This is a genomic window from Streptomyces sp. NPDC048192 (genome assembly GCF_043202415.1).
Classification (GTDB): Bacteria; Actinomycetota; Actinomycetes; order Streptomycetales; family Streptomycetaceae; genus Streptomyces.
The window spans coordinates 21,714-40,104 of sequence record NZ_JBIDAL010000023.1 but is presented as its reverse complement, the minus strand read 5'-3'; the positions used below and the strand labels follow the sequence as shown (position 1 = coordinate 40,104).

At 70.4% G+C, this 18,391-nt stretch carries 21 protein-coding genes and 3 pseudogenes; 12 read left to right on the top strand and 12 right to left on the bottom strand.

Going from position 1 to position 18,391, the window contains the following annotated elements; all coding sequences use genetic code 11:
• Positions 1-116 precede the first annotated feature (116 nt).
• From ACGFZN_RS35830 to ACGFZN_RS35815, 4 genes are all read left to right on the top strand, one after another.
• A complete protein-coding gene (locus tag ACGFZN_RS35830) occupies positions 117-365 on the top strand; it encodes a flavin reductase (RefSeq protein WP_393862729.1) in 249 nt (82 codons plus the stop codon).
• A 67-nt stretch (positions 366-432) separates the two neighbouring features.
• Complete coding sequence (locus tag ACGFZN_RS35825; RefSeq protein WP_393862644.1) at positions 433-1,074, top strand: hypothetical protein; 642 nt, start codon at positions 433-435, stop codon at positions 1,072-1,074.
• 271 nt (positions 1,075-1,345) lie between these two features.
• Complete coding sequence (locus ACGFZN_RS35820) at positions 1,346-1,720, top strand: hypothetical protein (RefSeq protein WP_393862643.1); 375 nt, start codon at positions 1,346-1,348, stop codon at positions 1,718-1,720.
• Positions 1,717-1,953, top strand: a complete 237-nt coding sequence (locus tag ACGFZN_RS35815; protein WP_393862642.1) for a hypothetical protein — start codon at positions 1,717-1,719, stop codon at positions 1,951-1,953. Before ACGFZN_RS35820 ends, ACGFZN_RS35815 begins: the two co-directional genes overlap by 4 nt.
• Positions 1,954-2,115: 162 nt before the next feature.
• On the opposite strand, the gene ACGFZN_RS35810 is transcribed toward ACGFZN_RS35815, so the two are convergent.
• Positions 2,116-2,328 (bottom strand): hypothetical protein, encoded by a 213-nt coding sequence (locus ACGFZN_RS35810; protein WP_393862641.1) that lies wholly within the window; start codon positions 2,326-2,328, stop codon positions 2,116-2,118.
• Positions 2,329-2,532: 204 nt separating this feature from the next.
• On the opposite strand from ACGFZN_RS35810, the gene ACGFZN_RS35805 reads away from it, so the two are divergent.
• Positions 2,533-3,594 carry a hypothetical protein gene (locus ACGFZN_RS35805; RefSeq protein WP_393862640.1) on the top strand — a complete coding sequence of 354 codons (1,062 nt, stop codon included), beginning with the start codon at positions 2,533-2,535 and terminating at the stop codon, positions 3,592-3,594.
• Here ACGFZN_RS35805 and ACGFZN_RS35800 read toward each other — a convergent pair.
• Both ACGFZN_RS35800 and ACGFZN_RS35795 read right to left on the bottom strand, forming a co-directional pair.
• Positions 3,569-3,778: a hypothetical protein gene (locus ACGFZN_RS35800; RefSeq protein WP_393862639.1), complete on the bottom strand. Its 210-nt coding sequence runs from the start codon at positions 3,776-3,778 to the stop codon at positions 3,569-3,571. The genes ACGFZN_RS35805 and ACGFZN_RS35800 overlap by 26 nt on opposite strands.
• Positions 3,779-4,132: 354 nt before the next feature.
• Positions 4,133-4,702: a CchlQ gene (locus ACGFZN_RS35795; RefSeq protein WP_393862638.1), complete on the bottom strand. Its 570-nt coding sequence runs from the start codon at positions 4,700-4,702 to the stop codon at positions 4,133-4,135.
• 581 nt (positions 4,703-5,283) lie between these two features.
• Between ACGFZN_RS35795 and ACGFZN_RS35790 the strand changes: the two are divergent.
• Positions 5,284-5,884 (top strand): annotated as a pseudogene (locus ACGFZN_RS35790) (DUF6058 family natural product biosynthesis protein).
• A 1,159-nt stretch (positions 5,885-7,043) separates the two neighbouring features.
• Here the strand turns inward: ACGFZN_RS35790 and ACGFZN_RS35785 are convergent.
• Both ACGFZN_RS35785 and ACGFZN_RS35780 read right to left on the bottom strand, forming a co-directional pair.
• Positions 7,044-7,400, bottom strand: a pseudogene (locus ACGFZN_RS35785) (SOS response-associated peptidase family protein); the annotation flags it as partial.
• A gap of 54 nt (positions 7,401-7,454) precedes the next feature.
• Entirely contained in the window at positions 7,455-7,886 is a 432-nt protein-coding gene (locus tag ACGFZN_RS35780) for a cupin domain-containing protein (protein WP_393862637.1), read from the bottom strand.
• 545 nt (positions 7,887-8,431) lie between these two features.
• Here ACGFZN_RS35780 and ACGFZN_RS35775 point away from each other — a divergent pair.
• Complete coding sequence (locus ACGFZN_RS35775) at positions 8,432-8,704, top strand: hypothetical protein (protein WP_393862636.1); 273 nt, start codon at positions 8,432-8,434, stop codon at positions 8,702-8,704.
• An 84-nt stretch (positions 8,705-8,788) separates the two neighbouring features.
• Here the strand turns inward: ACGFZN_RS35775 and ACGFZN_RS35770 are convergent, their stop codons facing one another.
• Both ACGFZN_RS35770 and ACGFZN_RS35765 read right to left on the bottom strand, forming a co-directional pair.
• Positions 8,789-8,965 carry a hypothetical protein gene (locus ACGFZN_RS35770; protein WP_393862635.1) on the bottom strand — a complete coding sequence of 59 codons (177 nt, stop codon included), beginning with the start codon at positions 8,963-8,965 and terminating at the stop codon, positions 8,789-8,791.
• 28 nt (positions 8,966-8,993) lie between these two features.
• Positions 8,994-9,572, bottom strand: a complete 579-nt coding sequence (locus ACGFZN_RS35765) for an AAA family ATPase (RefSeq protein ID WP_393862634.1) — start codon at positions 9,570-9,572, stop codon at positions 8,994-8,996.
• On the opposite strand from ACGFZN_RS35765, the gene ACGFZN_RS35760 reads away from it, so the two are divergent.
• Positions 9,571-9,999: a DUF6417 family protein gene (locus tag ACGFZN_RS35760; RefSeq protein ID WP_393862633.1), complete on the top strand. Its 429-nt coding sequence runs from the start codon at positions 9,571-9,573 to the stop codon at positions 9,997-9,999. The two genes, ACGFZN_RS35765 and ACGFZN_RS35760, sit on opposite strands and share 2 nt — an antisense overlap.
• Before the next feature lie 353 nt (positions 10,000-10,352).
• On the opposite strand, the gene ACGFZN_RS35755 is transcribed toward ACGFZN_RS35760, so the two are convergent.
• A complete protein-coding gene (locus ACGFZN_RS35755) occupies positions 10,353-11,096 on the bottom strand; it encodes an SOS response-associated peptidase (RefSeq protein WP_393862632.1) in 744 nt (247 codons plus the stop codon).
• A 205-nt stretch (positions 11,097-11,301) separates the two neighbouring features.
• Between ACGFZN_RS35755 and ACGFZN_RS35750 the strand changes: the two genes are divergently transcribed.
• Positions 11,302-11,529, top strand: coding sequence for a hypothetical protein (locus tag ACGFZN_RS35750; RefSeq protein WP_393862631.1), 228 nt, complete (start codon positions 11,302-11,304; stop codon positions 11,527-11,529).
• A 35-nt stretch (positions 11,530-11,564) separates the two neighbouring features.
• On the opposite strand, the gene ACGFZN_RS35745 is transcribed toward ACGFZN_RS35750, so the two are convergent.
• Genes ACGFZN_RS35745 through ACGFZN_RS35735 form a run of 3 tightly spaced genes read right to left on the bottom strand, consistent with a single transcriptional unit; the run spans position 11,565 to position 13,713 of the window.
• Positions 11,565-12,233, bottom strand: coding sequence for a PaaI family thioesterase (locus ACGFZN_RS35745; protein ID WP_393862630.1), 669 nt, complete (start codon positions 12,231-12,233; stop codon positions 11,565-11,567).
• 45 nt (positions 12,234-12,278) lie between these two features.
• Positions 12,279-13,289, bottom strand: coding sequence for a zinc-binding dehydrogenase (locus ACGFZN_RS35740; protein WP_393862629.1), 1,011 nt, complete (start codon positions 13,287-13,289; stop codon positions 12,279-12,281).
• Positions 13,282-13,713, bottom strand: coding sequence for a 4-oxalocrotonate tautomerase family protein (locus tag ACGFZN_RS35735; protein WP_393862628.1), 432 nt, complete (start codon positions 13,711-13,713; stop codon positions 13,282-13,284). The genes ACGFZN_RS35740 and ACGFZN_RS35735 overlap by 8 nt, the downstream gene beginning before the upstream one ends.
• A 104-nt stretch (positions 13,714-13,817) precedes the next feature.
• Here ACGFZN_RS35735 and ACGFZN_RS35730 point away from each other — a divergent pair, with 104 nt between their 5' ends.
• The 3 genes and pseudogenes from ACGFZN_RS35730 to ACGFZN_RS35720 all read left to right on the top strand — a co-directional run bounded on the left by ACGFZN_RS35730 (position 13,818) and on the right by ACGFZN_RS35720 (position 17,071).
• Positions 13,818-14,405, top strand: a complete 588-nt coding sequence (locus tag ACGFZN_RS35730; RefSeq protein ID WP_393862627.1) for a TetR/AcrR family transcriptional regulator — start codon at positions 13,818-13,820, stop codon at positions 14,403-14,405.
• Positions 14,406-14,580: 175 nt separating this feature from the next.
• A pseudogene (locus ACGFZN_RS35725) lies at positions 14,581-14,771 on the top strand (glyoxalase/bleomycin resistance/dioxygenase family protein); the annotation flags it as partial.
• Positions 14,772-15,268: 497 nt separating this feature from the next.
• Positions 15,269-17,071, top strand: coding sequence for a DUF2637 domain-containing protein (locus tag ACGFZN_RS35720; RefSeq protein ID WP_393862728.1), 1,803 nt, complete (start codon positions 15,269-15,271; stop codon positions 17,069-17,071).
• A 177-nt stretch (positions 17,072-17,248) separates the two neighbouring features.
• Here ACGFZN_RS35720 and ACGFZN_RS35715 read toward each other — a convergent pair whose 3' ends face one another.
• Positions 17,249-17,716 carry an SRPBCC family protein gene (locus ACGFZN_RS35715; RefSeq protein WP_393862626.1) on the bottom strand — a complete coding sequence of 156 codons (468 nt, stop codon included), beginning with the start codon at positions 17,714-17,716 and terminating at the stop codon, positions 17,249-17,251.
• Positions 17,717-18,391: the final 675 nt, after the last annotated feature.

Sequence of the window (18,391 nt, the reverse complement as noted above, 5' to 3'; positions counted from 1 at the left end):
CCCGCATCGTAGGGGTGGTCCCTTTGGGTGGCGGAGCCACCAAAGGGGCGCGCAGGGCGTCAAACACGCGCCCGTGGGTACGCCGAGGCGTGTGAACGGGGAGCGAACGCAGGGAGCTGACCACCGGCAGCCGTACCCTTGCCGCGGTCACGGAGGCGGGGACGTTCGCCGTCAACGTGCTGGCGTGGCCCGACCGGCACCTCGCCCAGCGCTTCGCCACCGCCCCACCGCACGAACGCTTCGAGGGCGTCACATGGTCCCTCGCCCACGGAGCCCCCGTACTGACCCGGTCCTCCCTCAGCGCGGTGTGCGAGGTCAGCGAGACAGTCCCTTTCCTCGACCACACGATCGTGGCGGCACCGTGACCTGGCTGCGCACCGAAGACACCGAGCGCACCGTGCTGTACCGCCACCGGCAGCACATCCTGCGCCGATGACCGACGCCACCGGCTCCGCACCGCGTACGGGCGGCCCCACGGCACTGCCCGTCTACCTCACGGCCGCCGCCTTGGCCCGCACGGCCGACGAAGGAGCCCGGGTCGCGCTCGTCATGCTGGCAGCACAGCGCGCCCACAGCCCGGCGCTGGGCGGCGCGCTGGTGGCCGCGCTGATGGTCCCGCACGTCGTGGCGGCTCCGGTGGCCGGGGCCCTGGCCGACTCGGTGAGACGGCGCCGACTCTTCCACGGCGGCGGGGTCGCCCTGTACGGCAGCGCGCTCGCTGCGCTGGCTGCCCTGGTGGGCAGGACCGGCGACCTCGTGGTCCTCGCGCTGGCCGCCGCCGCGGGATGCGTCGCATCGCTGCTCACCGGCGGACTGACCAGCCTGCTCGGGGAGTTGCTGCCCAAGGACCGGCTCACCGGGCGTTCAGCGCCGATGCCGTTTCCTACAACCTGGCCGGCATCTGCGGGCCCGCTGCTGCCGCCGCCCTGGGTACGGCGACGAGCGCCGGCCTCGCCCTGGCCGCCCTGGGAACCGGAGCGACGGCCGGCGGCCTGCGGCTGTGCTCGCTGCGGCTGCGTCCCAGGTCCGCGAAGCGGCGGCGTGGGACCCGGTTCCGGCCCGCCGACCTGCTGAGCGGCGCGGCCGTACTTGTCCGTGACCGCCCGCTCCGGTCGGTCACCTGGGCCAGCAGCGTGGGCCAGCTGGGCGTCGGGGCGCTGCCCGTCGTGAGCGTGTTGCTCGCCCGCCGGTACCACACTGCATGGGCAACGGGCGGCCTGATGACCGCGTTCGCCGTGGGCGCCCGGCGGGCTCGCTGAGCTATGCCTACCGGCCCGTGGGCGAGGAACGGCCCGAGCGCGTGGTCCTCTGGGGCCTTCTGAGTACGGCCTTCCCCCTGGCGGCCGTGCCCTGGTCTGGCCACGTCCTGGTGGCGACCGCCCTGTTCGCCGCCGCCGGATTCTGTACCGGCCCCCTGTTCAGCGCGCTGCTGGCCAGCCGCGAACGCTACGCGCCCGCCGCCGTCCGCACCCAGGTCTTCACCCTCGGCGCCGGGCTGAAGAGCACCTTCGCCGCCGCCGGAGCGGCCGGCGCCGGCGCGCTCGGTGGTCTGGGAGCGTCCCCACTGCTGCTGGGCACCGCCGCGGTAGTGGGCCGCGTGCTGCTGACGGGCCGCCGTACCCGGGGGACCGGCCCGGAATCGGCGCCGACCGCGGCTCGGAACGTTCAGCCCGCCCCTGTCGACACCCCCTCGGACTCCTCGGAGAAAGGCCACTTGTGAAAATCCTCTTTGAACCCCTCGGCGGCGCCCTCGGCATCGGAGCCATCACCCGGTGCCTCGCCATGGCACGAGCCGCCGTCATGCGCGGCCATCAGATCGCTTTCCTCGCCCCCGACGGCTACCCTTTGGTGGACGAGTTGGCGCTCGGTCCGCGGTTCCCGGCTCCGGCGCCCGTACGGCCCCCAGAGCTGGTGGGCACCGGCGAGACCGACGGGGCACCGAGGCGGTCCTGATCCGGGGTATGGCCCAGCCGGACTACGCCGAGCGTGCGATCGCCGCGGAGCTGGACGCCTACCGCACGTTCGCCCCCGACATCGTGGGCACCGAGATGCAGCCCACCTTCTCGCCGCGTCCGGCGACCTGTCCACGGCACTGGGTCGCGTTCGATCTCGCGGTCACGTGCCGCCCCGTGGTCGCCGACCACCCGGACCCCAGCGGCGCCCCGCGACCACCAGGAACGCGGACACCGGCGGCAATTCCTCGAACGCCACGGTCATGGCGGCATCCGCCCACCGCTGCTGCACCGCTTGCCCCACCGGGTCGAGGAACACCGCCTCGCACCACGCCCACTCACCTTGCCCGTGCCGGGCCGCTCCTGTGCTGGTCACCCGCGCCAGCCGAGCCGCTCCCGTCAGCGCATACCGCACGAGTGCCGTATCAGTTGACAGCTGGGTCGCTCAGGGCGCATCTGGCTCTGTTCACCGAGAACCGACAGCAAATGTTCACGGGTTCCGACAGCATGGAGCGGCAGGAATCTTCGGCCCGACGGTGGCCTGATGACACCTGTCAGGTCTCGGGCCTAAGGTGTGCCGGTGATCTTCAGAAGGAAGCAGAAGGCCGTGGACCTGGCCGCCGTCATGTTCGAGTTGGAGCAGGCAGTGGCCGCTCGCGACGGTGGCCGCACCGAGCGTGCGTTCAACGCGGTGATGAGTGGTCTGCAGTCGGCGACGGGCATCGAATGCGTGGCGGTGGGACCCCGGTTGGCCGCGCTACTCCCCGCCTTTCCACCCACCGGCCCGCGCCCGATGCTGGCAACGATGGCCGGCTTCTGCGTGGAACGCGGTGCCGATCCGGCGGCCTGTGCGAAGCCGATCCTCGACGGCACCCACGGGGACCTGCTCGATGCCGTGGAGTTCGCCCGCCGCTGGGCAGCCGCCGGCGGTGCCGGGGACGAACTGCCGGAAGCCGACGAGAAGATCATCAATGACGCGTTGATGGCCCGACTGGGTGGCGAGGCGCACGAGGCGTTGCGGCTGGCGCTGGCCTGGTGCTCGGTCGAGCAGTGGCAGCCTCCCGCGCTGGCCGTGCTGTGCCGCAGCACCGACGTGCGCCGTCGCCACGCCTCCGCGCTCCTCCCCGCCTGCCGTGACCTGGCGGCCGTGGAACGGCACGACCTCAAGTGCCTGGCCTACGCGCTGGCAATCCTGGACGACGAGCCCCTGGTGGTGTTGCACCGGCCCACCGGCACCGGGTTTGAAGTGCGCATCGGCGGAATCGGGGACAACTTCCAGTTGCACACGCTGCTCGCCCACGTACTCGTCGGCGGCGGCCACGTGCCCGGCACCGCACCATCGGCGGAGAGCGTCCGCCTGGCTACAGATCCCGAGCCCGCCCAGGGGCGCACCGGGGCCGTCGCGACCGGGGCCTTCGAACTCCTCGCCCCGGACGGGGAACGGATCTGGAACGAGGGGCTGCCCGACGACATCCCCGTGGTGGAGGGACGCCGCCTACTCGTGCTGGACGAGCCGATGTACCCGCGCAGTTGGAACGCCGACCGGTTCTTCCCGATGCTCCCGGGGACGGCCGAGCTGACTCGTGTGCTGTCCGCCGACGAGGTCCAGACATGGTTCACCTACACCTGCTGGACGTCCTGACCCGCTCGCCCCGCCACCGGCACGCTGCCTCGGCCGCACCGGACCTGCGCCGCGCGAGACGCTGCTGAAGCCGCTCAAACGCCAGCCGGTCGGACTCCCACACCACCAGCTCGCCGTCCAGCCCGGTGTCCGCTGGCAACTGCGCCAGGGCCGCCGCCCGGATCTCGGGGAACGCGAGGGTCATCGGTGAATCCGGGTGCGGCCATGGCGTGGTGTCACTGGCTACGAGGCCCGCAGCGGCGGGCGCGGTCGCTGCGCATTCACGGCGACGCCGGAGCGCGCCGTACCGATCCGCGACGACGAACAGCTGCGCGTCGCGCTGGCGTCCGTCCTCGACCGGGTCGGCTGGGGCCCAGGTCCTCTCTTTCGGATCTTGTCGGATAAGCGCGCAGCGTTGGGCGCCCGGCTGGGCGTGCCGGCGGATCGCCCTCGACGTGACGACGGCGGGCACAGCGCGGTCAGCCGGAGGAGTCCCACCACGGCTCAGGTCCAGGGTGGCCGGAGCCGGCTGTTCTCTGCTGCCCAACACGAGCCAATTTCACGACGGTGTCCCGGCCGGCCGGCCGGGATCGGATGCGCCCACACGGCAGTCCCGGCAGCGCTCCCTGCCGTCCCAGGCCGACAGGCCGAAGGTCGCTGGGGTGAGCGAGGTGCCTTCCAACTCCTCACGCACGGCGACCCGGTATCCCCACGCTGCCGCGATGTACGGGTGATAGGCGTCGTGGAAGGTGGCCGAGTGCGGCCCGGCGCCGGTGGCGACGGCCCGCCGCAGATCGCGCAGCCTTTCGAACATCGCCTGTCCGGCGGCGGCGACTGTCGCGTCTCCCTCCAGGAACAGCCGCTCGCGCACCTGGTAGAGCTCGGCCTCGGTCAATGCGGCCCGGCTGTCCGCCTCGAGGTCCGCGACGGCGCCGGGATCCTGAGCGATCTCCCGCAGCCGGGTGTACGCACTGCCGACGGCGGAGATGAACTCCAGGTACAGCTCACGGCGCCGGGTCTGCGAGCCACGGTCCACCTCCTGCCGGCTGCGCAGCCGATCCGCCAGCACGGTGCCCGATATAGCGATCAGCGCGCCGCCGAGCGTCGCGATCTGCGTACCCCACTCCACTCCGAGTCCCCCGGTGCCTCGCTACTGCGCCGAACCGGATCACCGGCTAGCGACCCCAGGAAGCAGACACCTGCTCCCGCGGACATGTCAACTGCGGAAGGGCCCCGGGGGGCCTTCGGCGGCGGGAGAGCGGGCGGCGATCTGTTCCAGAGTGACGCCGGGCTCGCGTGGCTTTGTTCACGAGAACGGGTTCTGGCTCGCTTTCCGTGATGTGGTCACGACTAGTGATCAGCGGGTGCTTCGCGTGCCTGAAGGATCTGTTGCACTTCCTGGCTCCACTGGTCGGTGTCGGCACTGTCCACCCATCCCGTCGCCATTTCTGATCCGTGGAGTACCCGCTCCAGTGCAAGCCTGGCCGACGCGCGGAGCGATGCCGGTGTTTGGGCAGCGGTTCCCTCGGACCGTTGTCTGGATCGATGAGTAATTGTCAAGAGCTGTGGGTCGGTGGGCGGAGTGAGGGTGAGGTGCCCTCGTGCTGTCGTGATTCCATCGATGGTTCGGTGAGTACCGAACCGTCCGGCCGGTAGCGTGTCGGGTCCTGTGCGGGAGATGCCCGCGCTGGTAACGCCGGAGGCGACCCGATGTCGGAGACAGACCTGAAGCAGCAGCTCGCCGAGCGATTCCGCGAAGTCAACGGCGACCATCCGATGACCGATGCCGATGACGCATACGTCAGCGCGCAGTTCGTTGCCCTGGAGGAGCTGTGCGCAGTCCATGGCCGCGATGCCGATGCGGTCCGCCAGCTGATGCTGGGGCACCGTCTGCCGCTTCCGGGATATCTGCGCTCCGACGGTGCTGAGATGGTGCCGGCTGACCTGTTCGCTCTCGCCGACGAGGCGGGCGGCGTAGAGCTGCTCGAAGCGTGGTTCACCGCTCACTGGGTCGACCCGGTCACCGGGAAGGCGGAGTGGAATTCGTATCTCAGCGGACAGTACGTGTGTCTGCACTCGGTGACCCCGGCCGCCATTCAGCGCAAGGATTACCTGACGACCGCGATCAGCGCCGCAGCGAACGAGCCGGATGCCGGTTCAGCACAGTGGTCTGAGCGGCTGCACGCCCTCGTCGACGAACTCGACACGCTGGAACCGGCGTTCACGGCCTACGACCGTCTTCGGTTTCGGCGGGCCCACGTCCCGGGACACCTGCATCGACGCCATGCGCGCCCGCTTCCCGCGCCCGTGACCCGGAGCCATGGGTGGCGTTCTGCGGATCGGTTGCGATCGCTCATGCCGCGCGGGCTTCGGGACGTTCGACGAGGTGGCCGGGTTCGAAGCGGACTCCGGCGCGGACAAGGGCGACGAGGTGGGGCGCTGCCCGGGCGGGGGAAGCGTCGTCCCCGTGCTGCCAACCGCCTCGTGGCTGGCTGCGGCTCCAACTGTCACAGCCGCGTGTCACGATGGGCGCGTGGAGCTTGATGACGAGGCCGGGTACGACGGCCGCCTCCCAGGGTGGCTCACAGACGCCCCCACAGGGGCAGCAGTGCCACCTCCGGTTGAGACATCTCCGGAAGTTCTGCCGCTGGCCGAGGTGACCTGGCAAAACACGGAGCGGCTGTTCCTGTGACTGGCAGAGCGTTCAGGCTCCGCCGAGTACGCGCAGCAGTACGGAACCCCCGGTCGGAGGCAGGACGGTATCGACCTCTACGTACGCCCCGCCGCTTCCGACGCGCTCAGTGGCAGCCGCCGGTACCTGACCCTCCAGTCTCGCAGGGTCAAGGATCTGACACCCGCGAAGATACGGGCCGCGGTCGATGACTTCCTGGCCGGCACATGGGCCGCGCGCAGTGCGACCTTCATCTACGCCACCACCCAGTCTCTGAAACCGACCCAGCTCGCCGAGGAGGTCCTCAGACAGGCCGACCGGCTGAATGAAGCAGGCATCACCTTCATCCCCTGGGGCCTGGAATCGGTCTCCGAACGCCTGAGAGACCTCCCCGAGATCGTCGAGGAGTTCTTCGGCCCGTCATGGGCAACCCTCTTCTGCCGTCACCCGCCCAGCGCCCACCAGCGGATCTCAACCGCTCGATTGCCTGATACAGGCAAGGCCACAGCTGACTGGGACGCGCAGCGCCTGGGAGTGCATCCCCGCAGCGCCGAGCCCCGGCGAGCGCCTCCCAGCCCCGGGGTTCGTGCTGCCGACCTTCGTGCCTCGTCCACACGACGCAGAGATTCGGCGACGGCTCCAAAGGTTCGCTAGTGGCGACCAGTTCGAGCTCTTGGTCGTGCGCGGATCATCTTGCACCGGCAAGACCCGAACCGCCTACGAAGCCGTCCGCGCCGTCCTGCCCCGCTGGCGGCTGATCCACCCGAAGACTGCAGAAGCCGTGCTCGCGCTTGTCGACTCACAGACCGTGTCCAGCCAGACGGTGCTGTGGCTCGATGATGCCCACCACTTGTTTAACGAGCCCGCCGGTGAAAGCGCCGCCGCTGCTGGGCTGCCACTCGTAGAAGCCGTCCGCCGGGAGCAGGCAGCGGCGTTTGACGAATGCGCGGCGGAAGGCTGGTTTCTCGTGCACGGTCTCGACCCGGGCGTTGATTATCCGGGCGTCGATCTTCGGCTCTTTCGTCCGGGCCAGCACCAGGCCCCAGCGCAGCGGCCGCAACTCCCTCACGGGTACTGCGGCACCGTCATCGCCGTGCGGGGTGCGCTCCAGCACGGACGAGTCGGCGGGGGCGACGTTCCAGTTCGGTGCGAGCGCCTCGGTGGAGGGCCACGTGTCGACGTGGCAGTCGGGCTGCTGGAGTAGGTGGGGTCAGCGCATCTCGAAGTCGTCGTAGTGGAAGCCGGGTGCGACGATGCACGACACCAGCACCGGCTCGTCGCCTTCGCACTGGGCGGTCTGCCATACGCCGGCCGGGACGAGGTACTGGGGCCGCTGCCCGCGTTCGACACCGGGCCCCAGGATCACCGTCTCCCCCGGGTCGGGGTCGGGGCCGTGGCCGCCGAGCCGGAGAGTCAGGGTGTGGCCGCGGTGCCACAGCCACATCTCGTCCGACCGGACCCGGTGCCAGCGTGAGACCTCACCGGGATGGAGCAGGTAGTAGATTCCGGTCGCGCAGGGGCGTACGGCGCGGCGGCCGTCCGCGAGGGTCTGCGCGTCGGTCTGCCAGGTGCGCCGGAACCAGCCGCCCTCGGGGTGCGGCTCCAGTCCCAGCTGCTTCACCAAAGGAGAGGTCTCGCTCATGACGGCCAGCCTGCCCGAACTCTCTGGTCGGCGCGTTCGGGGCTGGCGACGCGCCGTGCATCAGTTGGTTCGAGAATCGACGCGCACCGCCACGTCACCGCCGGGGAGCGCCTGCCAGCCGCAGTGCCGAAAGGTGCGCGCGTGGCACCTCATGGCGGGTCCGGACGGCATCCGAGCGTCATCGGTTCTCACGGACATCCGTCCGCATGTACTTGAGTAACCGCTGAGCAGGCCGCGCTCGCCGGTGTTGGCCGACGGCGCCAGGCGGCGTCCTCGGCCGGGGCGGTGCCCAAGACCGGGGAACACTCCGGCCCGGGCAGGGCGGCGGGCAGCCGCCGCGCCGCGCGCCGCCGTGGGGCGCGGTGCCGAGCACGAGCGTCAGGAGCAGGACGTACGCCGAGCTGGCCTGTGCCGCGCTCGCCTGCGCACTCGGCAGGGTGCCGAGCGAGGAGGCCAAGGCCCGGGCCCTGCTCGAGCGGCTGGGTACCGCCTTGCACGGTCTGCAGGTTGGTCCGGTTGTCAGTGGTGGCTGTCAGGCTGAGTGGATGGACCGTGATGAGGAGCAGTTGCTGCGCGGCCGGGTCTACGGTGCCGACCACGACGACCCGGGCCCGCGGCCCGGCCGGCGCTACGCCGAACTGGTCGGCGGTCCGCTGGACGGCCTGTTGCTCGACATCACCGGCCTCACGCGCCAGGAGGCCGGCACCGGTGTCGCGCTGTCCACCGAGCTGGGGCAGTTCGGTGCCGGCGGGAAGGCCGTATGTGACCTGCGCCCCGGAGACCCGGGCCGTTTCGACTGGACCAGTGACACCCCCTGACCCGCATACGGACCCTGCGGCCGGACAGCCACTGGGATTCTGAGCACCGAACAACTGACAGACGACCGGGCGCTGGCGGGGCTGTCAGCTCACTCCGAGCTTGTGCAGGGCGGTGGTCCAGTCGATCGCGATCGTCTTCTGTGCCGCGGCGAGTGCCACCTTGCCCGAGCAGACCGCGGTGTGCAGCCCCTCTTCGACGGGGTCCTTTCTTGTTGTGGAGCCGCCAGGAGTGCGGTGGCCTGGGTCGGGCTCATGCTGCACTGTCCGGGGATTCACGAGTCGGGAATGACTATTCCGGCCACGATGGCTCTGCTGATCCGTGGATTGTTGACAGATCGAGGTCCCAGCCGGTGGCGGCGACCACCTCGCGGGCGATGTCCACGACCGTCCTGCCGTCGGTGGCCACGCGCACGACGTCCGCCGGTGCCTGATCTTCCAACAGTCGGGCTTTGCGGAGGCTGCTGCGCACCTCGTGCTCCAGTTCCGACCCGAGTTCACGGGCCGTCAGCCGCTGTGCGGCCGTGGCATCGGATGCGGTGAGCAGGACCCGGACGATTCGCAGGTCCGCTCCCATGGCGCGCTTGAACATGGCCGCGGCCTCGGGCAGCACACTGACGGTGTTCGTGTAGACGAGGCGCCGGTAGCCGAGCCGGGCATAGTTCGCCCACACCGCCGTAAGGTTGCGTTCGGTGATCTCCGACCGATCTGGGTCCCCCTCGGGCGCCGGGTGCACCTGCCCCATGAAATCGCCCTCAATGATCGCGTGAGGGATCGCTGTGGCACGCAGACGCGCTGACACCTCCCAGGCCACAGTCGACTTGCCGACGCCGGCGCGTCCACCGATGAGCAGTACCTCAGCGTGATCCATGCAGGCAGCGTGCCAGCTCGCCACCTTCTCGGGCGACCGAAAAGCCTGCAACGGTCGGGAGGTGCTGGCCTACGCCGAGGCCGGCCCCGCGTCCGACCTCCGCCCCGATGGGCCGGGGCCGGGGGAGCGGCTGGTGGAGCTGCGCCGCTTGCAGATGGACGCGCTGCGCCTGTACGTGCACCTGGGTGACCGGCTGCATGTGCCGCCGGCCGAGGGCCTGGCCGACAGGGTGCGCGCCGCGCGCCAGCTCGGCAGCATATGGGTTCTGTATCTGACCGAGGGACAGATCACCTCGGTGGCTTACGCCTTGTATCTGCGTGGGATGGGCGGTTCGGCCGCGGAGGCGAACCGGTTCGCCCGCGAGTACGGCGTCGCCTTCCGCCCGGACCGGTCGGCGGGCAGCGTGCGGGTGGTCCGGCTGCCTTGAGCCCGGCTCTGTCGGCCCTCGTCCAGCCGCCGGGCGCCGGCCAGGTGTGCGCAGGGGGTGCGGCGATTCGGTGACCGACAGCGGTGCGCCGGGCAGGATCCGTCTGCCGGTGGTGGTCTGGTTGCAAGTGGTGCCGTGGCCGGTCCCCGAGCCGACCGCGGCACCGCCATCCGACGCGGGGCATGCCCGGCAGGTATCGGGTCTACGACGCGGCGGTGTTCGCTCCAGCCGCGTTGGCACTGCCGCTTCCTGCGGTGCCCGTCGCCGAGGTGGCCCCCAGTGCGCGTGTGTGGAGTTACCCGTCCCCGCCGCGCAGCGGCCGGTGGCGTGCGCCTGCGCGGGCCGGGTTGCCGCTACGGGCTGACCGGGTCGAGGAGGTGGGGGCCGTTGTTGCGGACGTTGTTGACGGCCGTGGAGACCGGGCGGGCGTCGAGGTGGCCGTCGGCGGGCTGGCCGAGAAGAGCGTGCAGGTGGTCGGGGTCTTGGTGTGTGGGGTCGAGCCAGGCTTCGTAGTGGTCCTCGGTGAGCGCGAGCGGCATGCGCGGGTGCACGCGGCCGGCTGCGTCGGTGGCCTCGGTGGTGATGATGGTGCAGGTCGTCAGCCAGGCGGCCGGGTCGTCGTCCTGGGGGACGGCAGGGTCGCGCCAGTACTCGTACAACCCGGCGAGCGCCATCACCTGATCGTCTTCGGGGTGGATGAAGTACGGCTGCTTGCGGACCTTGCCGGTGGCCGGGTCTGTGCCGGGCTGCCACTCGTAGAAGCCGTCCGCCGGGAGCAGGCAGTGGCGTTTGACGAACGCGCGGCGGAAGGCCGGTTTCTCGTGCACGGTCTCGACCCGGGCGTTGATCATCCGCGCGCCGGTCTTCGGTTCCTTCGCCCAGGGCGGCACCAGGCCCCACCGCAGCGGCCGCAACTGTCTGCGCGGTGCTGCGGCACCGCCGTCGCGGTACGGACTGCGCTCCAGGACGGCCCACACGTCGTCGGTCGGGGCGACGTTCCAGCTCGGTGCGAGCGCCTGTGTGACGGGCCAGGTCTCGGAGTGGAAGAGCTGCGCCAGGTCCTGGGGGCGCCGGGTGGAGACGTATCGACCGCACATGCGACCAGCCTCTCACCACCTGGCCGCTCGAGAAGACACCGGTGCCAGTGGCCGAGCGGACGTGTCCTGCACCGGGTGCTGTTGCGGCCCGGTTGCCCTTACGGCTCACCCGGCACCAGCAGACGGGCCGTCACCTCCCGCTCCCGCTGGCCGCTGTTCTGCAGGCGGGCGAGGAGGGCGACGACGAAGCCTGCTCCGGCCCGGCGTGCGCCGCACGCGCCCGCTCGGGACATGCCCGGGCCGGCGGCGTGCCCTCGACCTGTCCTATCAGCAGCTCACGCCGGACCAGGCCCGCTTGTTCAGGCTGCTGCCCCTCAACCCCGGCCCCGACCTGTCCACCGACACCGCCGCCCACCTCACCGGTACCGGTCCCAGGCAGGCCGAGGAACTCCTGCAGCACTTTGCTGCAGACCACCTCATCGAAGATGGCTGAGCGTAGACGGGGCCGCCCGAACAAGTGGGTACTGCTCAGGACGACTGCAGGCCTGGGAACAGGGCATGGACGCGGAGCGGGTCGGGGGTGACGAAGATCCCGTCAGCCGTGACGAGGTTCGTGCCAGGATCCGTCCGGCTGGTGATCGAACCGCTCACCAAGATCTTGCGCGCGTCCGTGCCGGTGACACGTGTGAGAATGCGCAGGGGTGTTTCCAGCGGGACCGGGCGGTGATAGCGCATCTGGAGGGAGACGGTCAGGCCGGGCATCCCAGCTGCCGCGCAGGCGCGGGCCATGAGTTCGTCCAGGAGCATCGCGCTCATGCCGCCGTGGCCGTAGCCGGGCGGGCCTTCGTGAGCGATGCCGAGGGTGCACTCGCCGATTAGGCCGTCGTCGGCGGGCATGACCTGCATCGGTGGGGCGAGCGGGCTGCCGGCACCGGTGACCGGGCTGTAGATCCGTGTGCCGGTGGGGAACTCATCGACTTCGGAAATCTCGCCCCTGGCGCGTCGGCGCCCCGTGAGCTGTCCGGTGAGGGTGCGGACGCCGTCCGCCATGCGGTGGAGGGTTGCAGGGGAGGCGGCGGTGCGGGCGGTGGCTTCCACCAAGGCACGCAGTTCGTCGCCGAGGCGGGTGATGGCCGCCTTCTGGCGTTCGAGCTCCGGTGTGCCGGTGGCCGGCGGGTCGGTGAGGGAGGTATGCATCGGGTTTCCCGGTGTGCTGGGGCGGTGAGGCGGCATCCGGGGTGATCAGCCGTCTGCTCGGACGAAGACGGGCTTCAGATGCCTTTCCGGCAGGGCGCTCGGCAGGTCGTCCCAGTCGATGACGTGCGAGACCACCTTTCCGGGGGTGACCTTGCCGGAGGCGGCGAGGGCGAGGGCGTCGGGGATGTGGGCGCGTACGTTGTCGCGGGCGACGCGCAGGGTGACGCCCGTGAGGTACATGTCGAGCAGGGGCAGCTCGCCGGGGCGGAAGTGGTTGCCCGCCGACTCGCAGATCCCTTCCGGACTCAGGCACTTGACAGCCAGGGCAAGCTGGTCGACCCGTCCGGTGGCTTCCACGGCGATGTCGAATCTCTGCGGGACGGGTTCCAGTGTCTCGGCGGTGTCGGCACCGAAACCGCGGGCCAGTTTCCGGTGTTCGGGATCGGGGTCGACGTAGAGAACGTCGGAGGCGCCGAGCGCGCGGGCGATGTCGCAGACGTAGAGGCCGATGCTGCCGCGGGTGACGACCAGGACCCTGGCTCCGGGGCGTCCCTTGAGGTGCGGGGCGATCAGGCGCCAGGCCAGGGACCAGTTGTCGCTGGCGGACGCCATGGCGACCGGGTCCAGGCCGGCGGGCAGAGGGACGAGCATGGCGTCGGCGTACGGGACGCGGACCAGGTCGGAGAAGAGGCCACCCCAGTTCCCGCCGATGGGCGCGCCGTACATGGCCATGTAGGGCACGGTGGTGCAGTGCGCGGTGAGCCCGGCGCGGCAGCGGTCGCAGCTGCCGCAGCTGATGGACCAGGGGACGACCACGATGTCACCGGGGGCGACGGCGGTGACCGCGTCGCCGGTCTCCACGACCCGGGCGACGCACTCGTGGCCGAGGGCGAAGGGCGGGTCGATGAAGCCGTGACCGGCGAGGATGGCGGAATCGACATCGCAGGCAGTGGCGGCCACCGGAGTGACGATCGCCTCATCGCTCGACTGGACTTTGGGGTCGGGCGCTTCTCGCCATTCGACGGTGCGCCGGGCGACGTAGGTCAGTTCACGCATCGGTGCGCTGCTCCTTCGCCATGGCCACGAGGCCGGCGTAGCGGATGACTGAGCCGCCCGCGCCCCAAGTGCCGTCGGGCTGCTCGTTCACCAGCACCCACACCCGCAGGGCGTCGTCCGGGGTGAGGCCGGCGGCGGACAGGACGGTCTTCGTCGCCTCTTCGACCAGACCCGCCTTGCGGCGCTCGGACAAGGCCCCCTGCGGGACGGTGACCTCCACCAGGAATCGTGGCGCGTCGTCCTCGGCCGTGGTCTGGGCACCCTCGGGCAGTTCGACGAGGTAGCTCCACGCCTGGGCGCGGAAGAAGGCGGTGTCGGGGGCGCCCTCCCAGCGCAGCAGTACGGCGGCGAGGTCGCGCTGGACGGTGGTGCGGCCCTCTGCGGTGAGGGCTCCGGTCGGGATGGTCAGCCCGATCATAGGCACGGCGGGGCTCCTCGGTTCGTCGCGGCAACCGTCTATGACGATCGTTATAGCGAGGGGCCACGCTAGACTATGACGGTCGTTATAGCCAGAAGGGATGTGCACAGGTGGCCAAGAGCAGTACGCCGTCACGCGAGCGGATCGTGGCCGGAGCCGCCGACATGATCAGCCGGCGTGGCCTGAGCGCCACGAGCATCCGGGAGATGGCCAAGCACGCCAAGGCCCCACTCGGCTCGACGTACCACTACTTCCCCGAGGGCAAGCAGCAACTGGCCACCGAGGCCGTCCGGTACGCCGGTGAGTGGGTGGCCCGGAGCCTGCGCGAGCAGCTGGACGCGGGGCCGATCGAGGGGTTGCGGGCGTTCCTCGCCCTGTGGCGCGGCATCGTCGTGGAGAGTGACTTCCGTGCCGGCTGCCCGGTCCTGGCCGTGGCCATCGAGGAGCCCCCGGCCGACAGCGGCATCCCGCCCGCCCTCGCTGCCGCTGCCGAGGTCTTCGACCAGTGGGAGAACCTGCTGGCCGCCTCGCTGCGCGAGCACGGCGCCGATGCGGAACGGGCCGCGCAGCTCGCGACGCTCATCGTGGCAGCTGTCGAGGGCACGGTGGCCCTGTGCCGGGCCCAACGCAGCACCGAGCCGCTCGACCGCACCGCCGAGCAGCTTCACGCGCTCATCGCCGGCGCGATCAAGCGCTGACGCCCGCGGCTCGGAGGGGCGGCGGAGTCGCACGGACCCGGGTCATGCTCCGAGCGCGGCCCGGAATGCCTTGGCCTGCTCCTCGGTGAACACGCGCTGTCCAGGAGGGAAAGGACGGACAGCACGCCGCCGCGTGACCCCCAGCTGCCCTCGTCGATCACCCGGAGGTGACCCCACCACCCGCCTGGATCACCTCAGTGTCGAGGTCGAGTCGACCGAGCCCGTCCACGCCGCCACCCGCCCTGGGCGAGGCCGGCCTGACCACCAGCGAGGGAAGTGGACACCACCTGCTGCTGTGCCCTTCAGTACACAGGTCTAGGTCGACATACACCTCCCGGCCAGGAGCCCTGGGAGGTGTACGTCGTCAATCCTGCCGGTAGGTGAGCGGCGAAGGCGTCTTACATACTCGACGGCTCCGCCGGGAGGAATTGGGACGCCGAGAACTGCGGCGATCCCTCGGCACGGAGTTCGGCATTCTCCTGTTCATGGCCTTCGGCTCGGCTGTCTCCTCCGTCGTCGTCTCCGGCCGCCGGCCCGAGTTGGTCTGGTCCTGTCGTACCCGTTTGTGGATGGTTTCGGTCGAGCCGATGCCTGGCTTCTGCGCTCGGGGGTGGCTTGGTGGTGCGGTGGCGTGAGGGGGTGCGGGTTCGGTGTGGTGCCGGTGGGTTGGGGGAGGGGTGTTGTGTGAGTGGATGGCCACGCCTTGCATGGTGTGCGGCGTGTTTCGGTCAGGGTTGTGGTGGGGGTCGGGTGTGGCGGGTGGTGTGTGTCAGGGTTGGGGGTGGTGATTGCTGTTTCGGTAGGGGAGTGGAGGGGTGGCTGCGTTAGGGCAGTTGACCAGGTTGCAGCGTGTTCTGGTTGGTGTGGTGGTGTCGGGTGCTGTGGTCATTGCTGGTATCGGCTTCGCTGGCTCGTATGCGGCGGTCCGTGAACTGGCGGTGCGGAAGGGCTTCGGAGGCTTCTCCTATGTTTTCCCGGTCGGTCTCGATGCCGGTATCTGTGTCCTTCTGGCCCTGGATCTGCTGCTGACCTGGATCCGCATCCCGTTCCCGCTGTTGCGGCAGGCGGCCTGGTTGCTGACGGCCGCCACCATCGCGTTCAACGGGGCGGCGGTCTGGCCCGACCCGCTCGGCGTGGGTATGCATGCGGTGATCCCGGTGTTGTTCGTCGTGACGGTGGAGGCCGCCCGGCACACGATCGGCCGGATCGCCGACATCACCGCCGACCAGTACATGGAAGGCGTCCGCCTTATCCGCTGGCTCCTTGCGCCGGTCCCGACGTTTCTGCTGTGGCGGCGGATGAAGGTGTGGGAGCTGCGCTCCTACGGCCAGGTTGTCAAGCTGGAGCAGGAGCGTCTGGTCTACCGGGCTGGTCTTCGCTCCCGGTTCGGCCGTGCCTGGCGTCGTAAGGCTCCGGTGGAGTCGCTGATCCCGCTGCGCCTGGCCCGCTACGGCGTTCCCCTGGCCGAGACGGCTCCGGCCGGGCTGGCGGCTGCGGGCATCGACGAGCTGCCGGTTCGGTTCACCGTCGGGAGCGGGCCGGTTGCGGCCCAGCGGCCAGGTGCCGGATTCGAGGCCGGCGTCGGGAGGGAGGTGGAGGGGGCGCCGGTGTCCGGCGCGCAGGGGCGGCCGGTGGGGCAGCCGCGCACCGCACCCCCGGAGCCGGCGCACGGCCTGGCGGACGAAGACAACACCCACCACCTCGCCGGCGCCTACCAGGACTGGACGGCTGCTTTCGGAGTCGAGCCGACGAGCGCGCAGTTCGCTGGCTGGCTGCAAGACGGGTACGGCATCGCCACCGCGGCCGGCGGACCGCTGCCCGACGAGCAGCTCGACCCTCTGCTGCGGCTCCTCAAGCAGCGCCACACGCCTGCAGCCGAGAACGGCAGCGAACCCCGAAACCTGCACGACGCGGGTGAGGGATGGGCTGACTACTTCTACAACGCCTGGCTGACGTACGCGCGGGAGCATGGGGCGTGCCCCGATGCGGATGCCCTCGCGCGGTACGTCTTCGAGCGGGATCGGATCACCGGCGGCACTGGCCGGCCCATTACGGGCGCAGACGTGGAGCGCTTCGTCGCCGCCTTCCGCCAGCGCGAGTTCGACGGAAGCCGGCCGCCCGCCGTCGAGTCTGTCGGGTGGACGCCCAGCGGGGAGGCGCTGCCGAGCGACGAGTCTGAGGAGATACCGGCCGGCGCGGGTGCGCACCCCGCCAAGGAGCAGCGTGGGCCCCGGGTGAGCGCTGCTGTCGACGACCCGCCGGGCGAGGGTGACGCGCGCGGGGAGCCCGCTGCGCTCACCACCGTCGACCGCTACTACCTGGCGTGGAGGGAGTACCAGGCCGAGCACGGCGAGGAACCCAGGGCCGAGCAGCTCTCCGCCTACCTTGCACAGACGAAGGGCATGACGGGCCGCGGCGGGAAGCCGGTCAGTGCGTCGACTTTGCGTCGCTACCTGCTGCCGTTCCGGGTCTACGACGTGTGGGCGGAACACCGGGTGCGCAACGAAAGCCCGTTGCTTGATGCGGTTGCGCGGGAGTGCGCGGCTCGTGGGATCACTGCGCAGCACAATCGGCCCCTTGCGGCCGACTACGTCGGCGGGCAGGGCGTCGACTTCGAGCGGCGCTGGCAGGCGCTGACCCGCCACCACGCGCGGCCGCAGCAGTGAAAGGCCGCGCTGGATACGTAGGTGAAGATCGGGTTCTGGTCCGCTTCTTGTGGTCGTGTACGAGCGTGACTGTGGCTCGTCGTTATCGTCATCTGATGGGTTGCGCGCGATGACGGGTGTGAGTGCTCGACCGCTTCCTTGACGACGTGACCGGGCCTGCGCAACAGCGGAACTGAGTCAGTCGGCCGCTTCGACGTACGACGCCAGGTTGGCCAGCGAGGAGGCGATCCCGGCCTCGTGGTCCGCTTGGTTGATGCCGGGTGGCACGTCCATGGCGATGACGGTCACCTCGGTTCCGTCGCCGCTGGCAGTGAGGTGCCAGGTCATCGTCATGGTGCCCGCGTACGACGGATCGTCAGACTCGAACACCGCCCGCTGCACCACGCGCTCCGGTGGCACCAGGGCGGCGAACTCGACGTCAACGACATCCGTCGTATCTGACGTCTTCCCGGGGCTGTCGGCGGGCTCGAGATAGGTGAGGAGCATCCGGAAACCGCCACCAGGGCGGGGATCCCACCGCTCGACTCGCCCGCGCATGCCGTCCGGCGGCAGCCAGGCCTCAAGGGACTCCCGGTCGAGGAGGGCGCCGTAGACGGCCGCTGGCGGTGCCGCGATCAGCCGGCTGGCCCGATCTGTCCTACCCATGGCCCGATTCTAGGACTGAGGCTTCACCAGCCCATTCTCATCGACAAAACCCGCCGAAGGAACCGCTCAGGGAACAGGACACGACCAACAAGTCGCATGACACGCCGATCCATACGACGTGACTATTTCTCCGTTACGGGTGCGCCGGTTCGTCAGTTCCCAGGCGTCCTGCCCGCGCAAGACGTTTGTCGAGCAGGTGCCCGTGCTCACGCGACGGTTCGGTCGGCGGACAAAAAGGCTGTGATCGGCGTTGGTCTCGGTCGGTCTCGAGCTTTGGGCACGGGGCGGCGCCCGGATGTCGGGTGCCTTCGCCGGTGCGAGTCAGCCGGGGTGTGGGTGGCGGTGACCAGGGTGGTGTGGTGGTGCGGGCCGTTGCGGGAGCGGCCTTCGAAGTGGTCTGGGCGCAGGCCGTGTTTTGGGTTCGTGGTGGTCGTGCTCGATGCGCCAGGGGCCTTTTGCCGGGCGGACCAGGCCGGTGATCGGGGTGTCGTCGGGAGGTCGGGCAGCCGGAACCGGGTCGGTTGGTCCTCGCCGTCGGCTACTCGGCGGGCAGCCGCTCCTCGGGTGGGAGGCCGTCCCTTCGGCCGTGCTGGGCCACCGCGGCTGCCTTGGCCGGCCGACGCGGGCGGATCCCGGCCGGGGGCACGCAGTGCGAGGGGGCGGGAGGCCATCGGG

Excerpts from the sequence above, each read along its gene's own strand:
- ACGFZN_RS35825 (WP_393862644.1), top strand. The coding sequence starts at position 433 with ATGACCGACGCCACCGGCTCCGCACCGCGTACGGGCGGCCCCACGGCA.
- ACGFZN_RS35800 (WP_393862639.1), bottom strand. The coding sequence starts at position 3,778 with ATGACCCTCGCGTTCCCCGAGATCCGGGCGGCGGCCCTGGCGCAGTTG.
- ACGFZN_RS35780 (WP_393862637.1), bottom strand. The coding sequence starts at position 7,886 with ATGAGCGAGACCTCTCCTTTGGTGAAGCAGCTGGGACTGGAGCCGCAC.
- ACGFZN_RS35775 (WP_393862636.1), top strand. The coding sequence starts at position 8,432 with ATGGACCGTGATGAGGAGCAGTTGCTGCGCGGCCGGGTCTACGGTGCC.
- ACGFZN_RS35760 (WP_393862633.1), top strand. The coding sequence starts at position 9,571 with ATGCAGGCAGCGTGCCAGCTCGCCACCTTCTCGGGCGACCGAAAAGCC.
- ACGFZN_RS35765 (WP_393862634.1), bottom strand. The coding sequence starts at position 9,572 with ATGGATCACGCTGAGGTACTGCTCATCGGTGGACGCGCCGGCGTCGGC.
- ACGFZN_RS35755 (WP_393862632.1), bottom strand. The coding sequence starts at position 11,096 with ATGTGCGGTCGATACGTCTCCACCCGGCGCCCCCAGGACCTGGCGCAG.
- ACGFZN_RS35745 (WP_393862630.1), bottom strand. The coding sequence starts at position 12,233 with ATGCATACCTCCCTCACCGACCCGCCGGCCACCGGCACACCGGAGCTC.
- ACGFZN_RS35740 (WP_393862629.1), bottom strand. The coding sequence starts at position 13,289 with ATGCGTGAACTGACCTACGTCGCCCGGCGCACCGTCGAATGGCGAGAA.
- ACGFZN_RS35715 (WP_393862626.1), bottom strand. The coding sequence starts at position 17,716 with ATGGGTAGGACAGATCGGGCCAGCCGGCTGATCGCGGCACCGCCAGCG.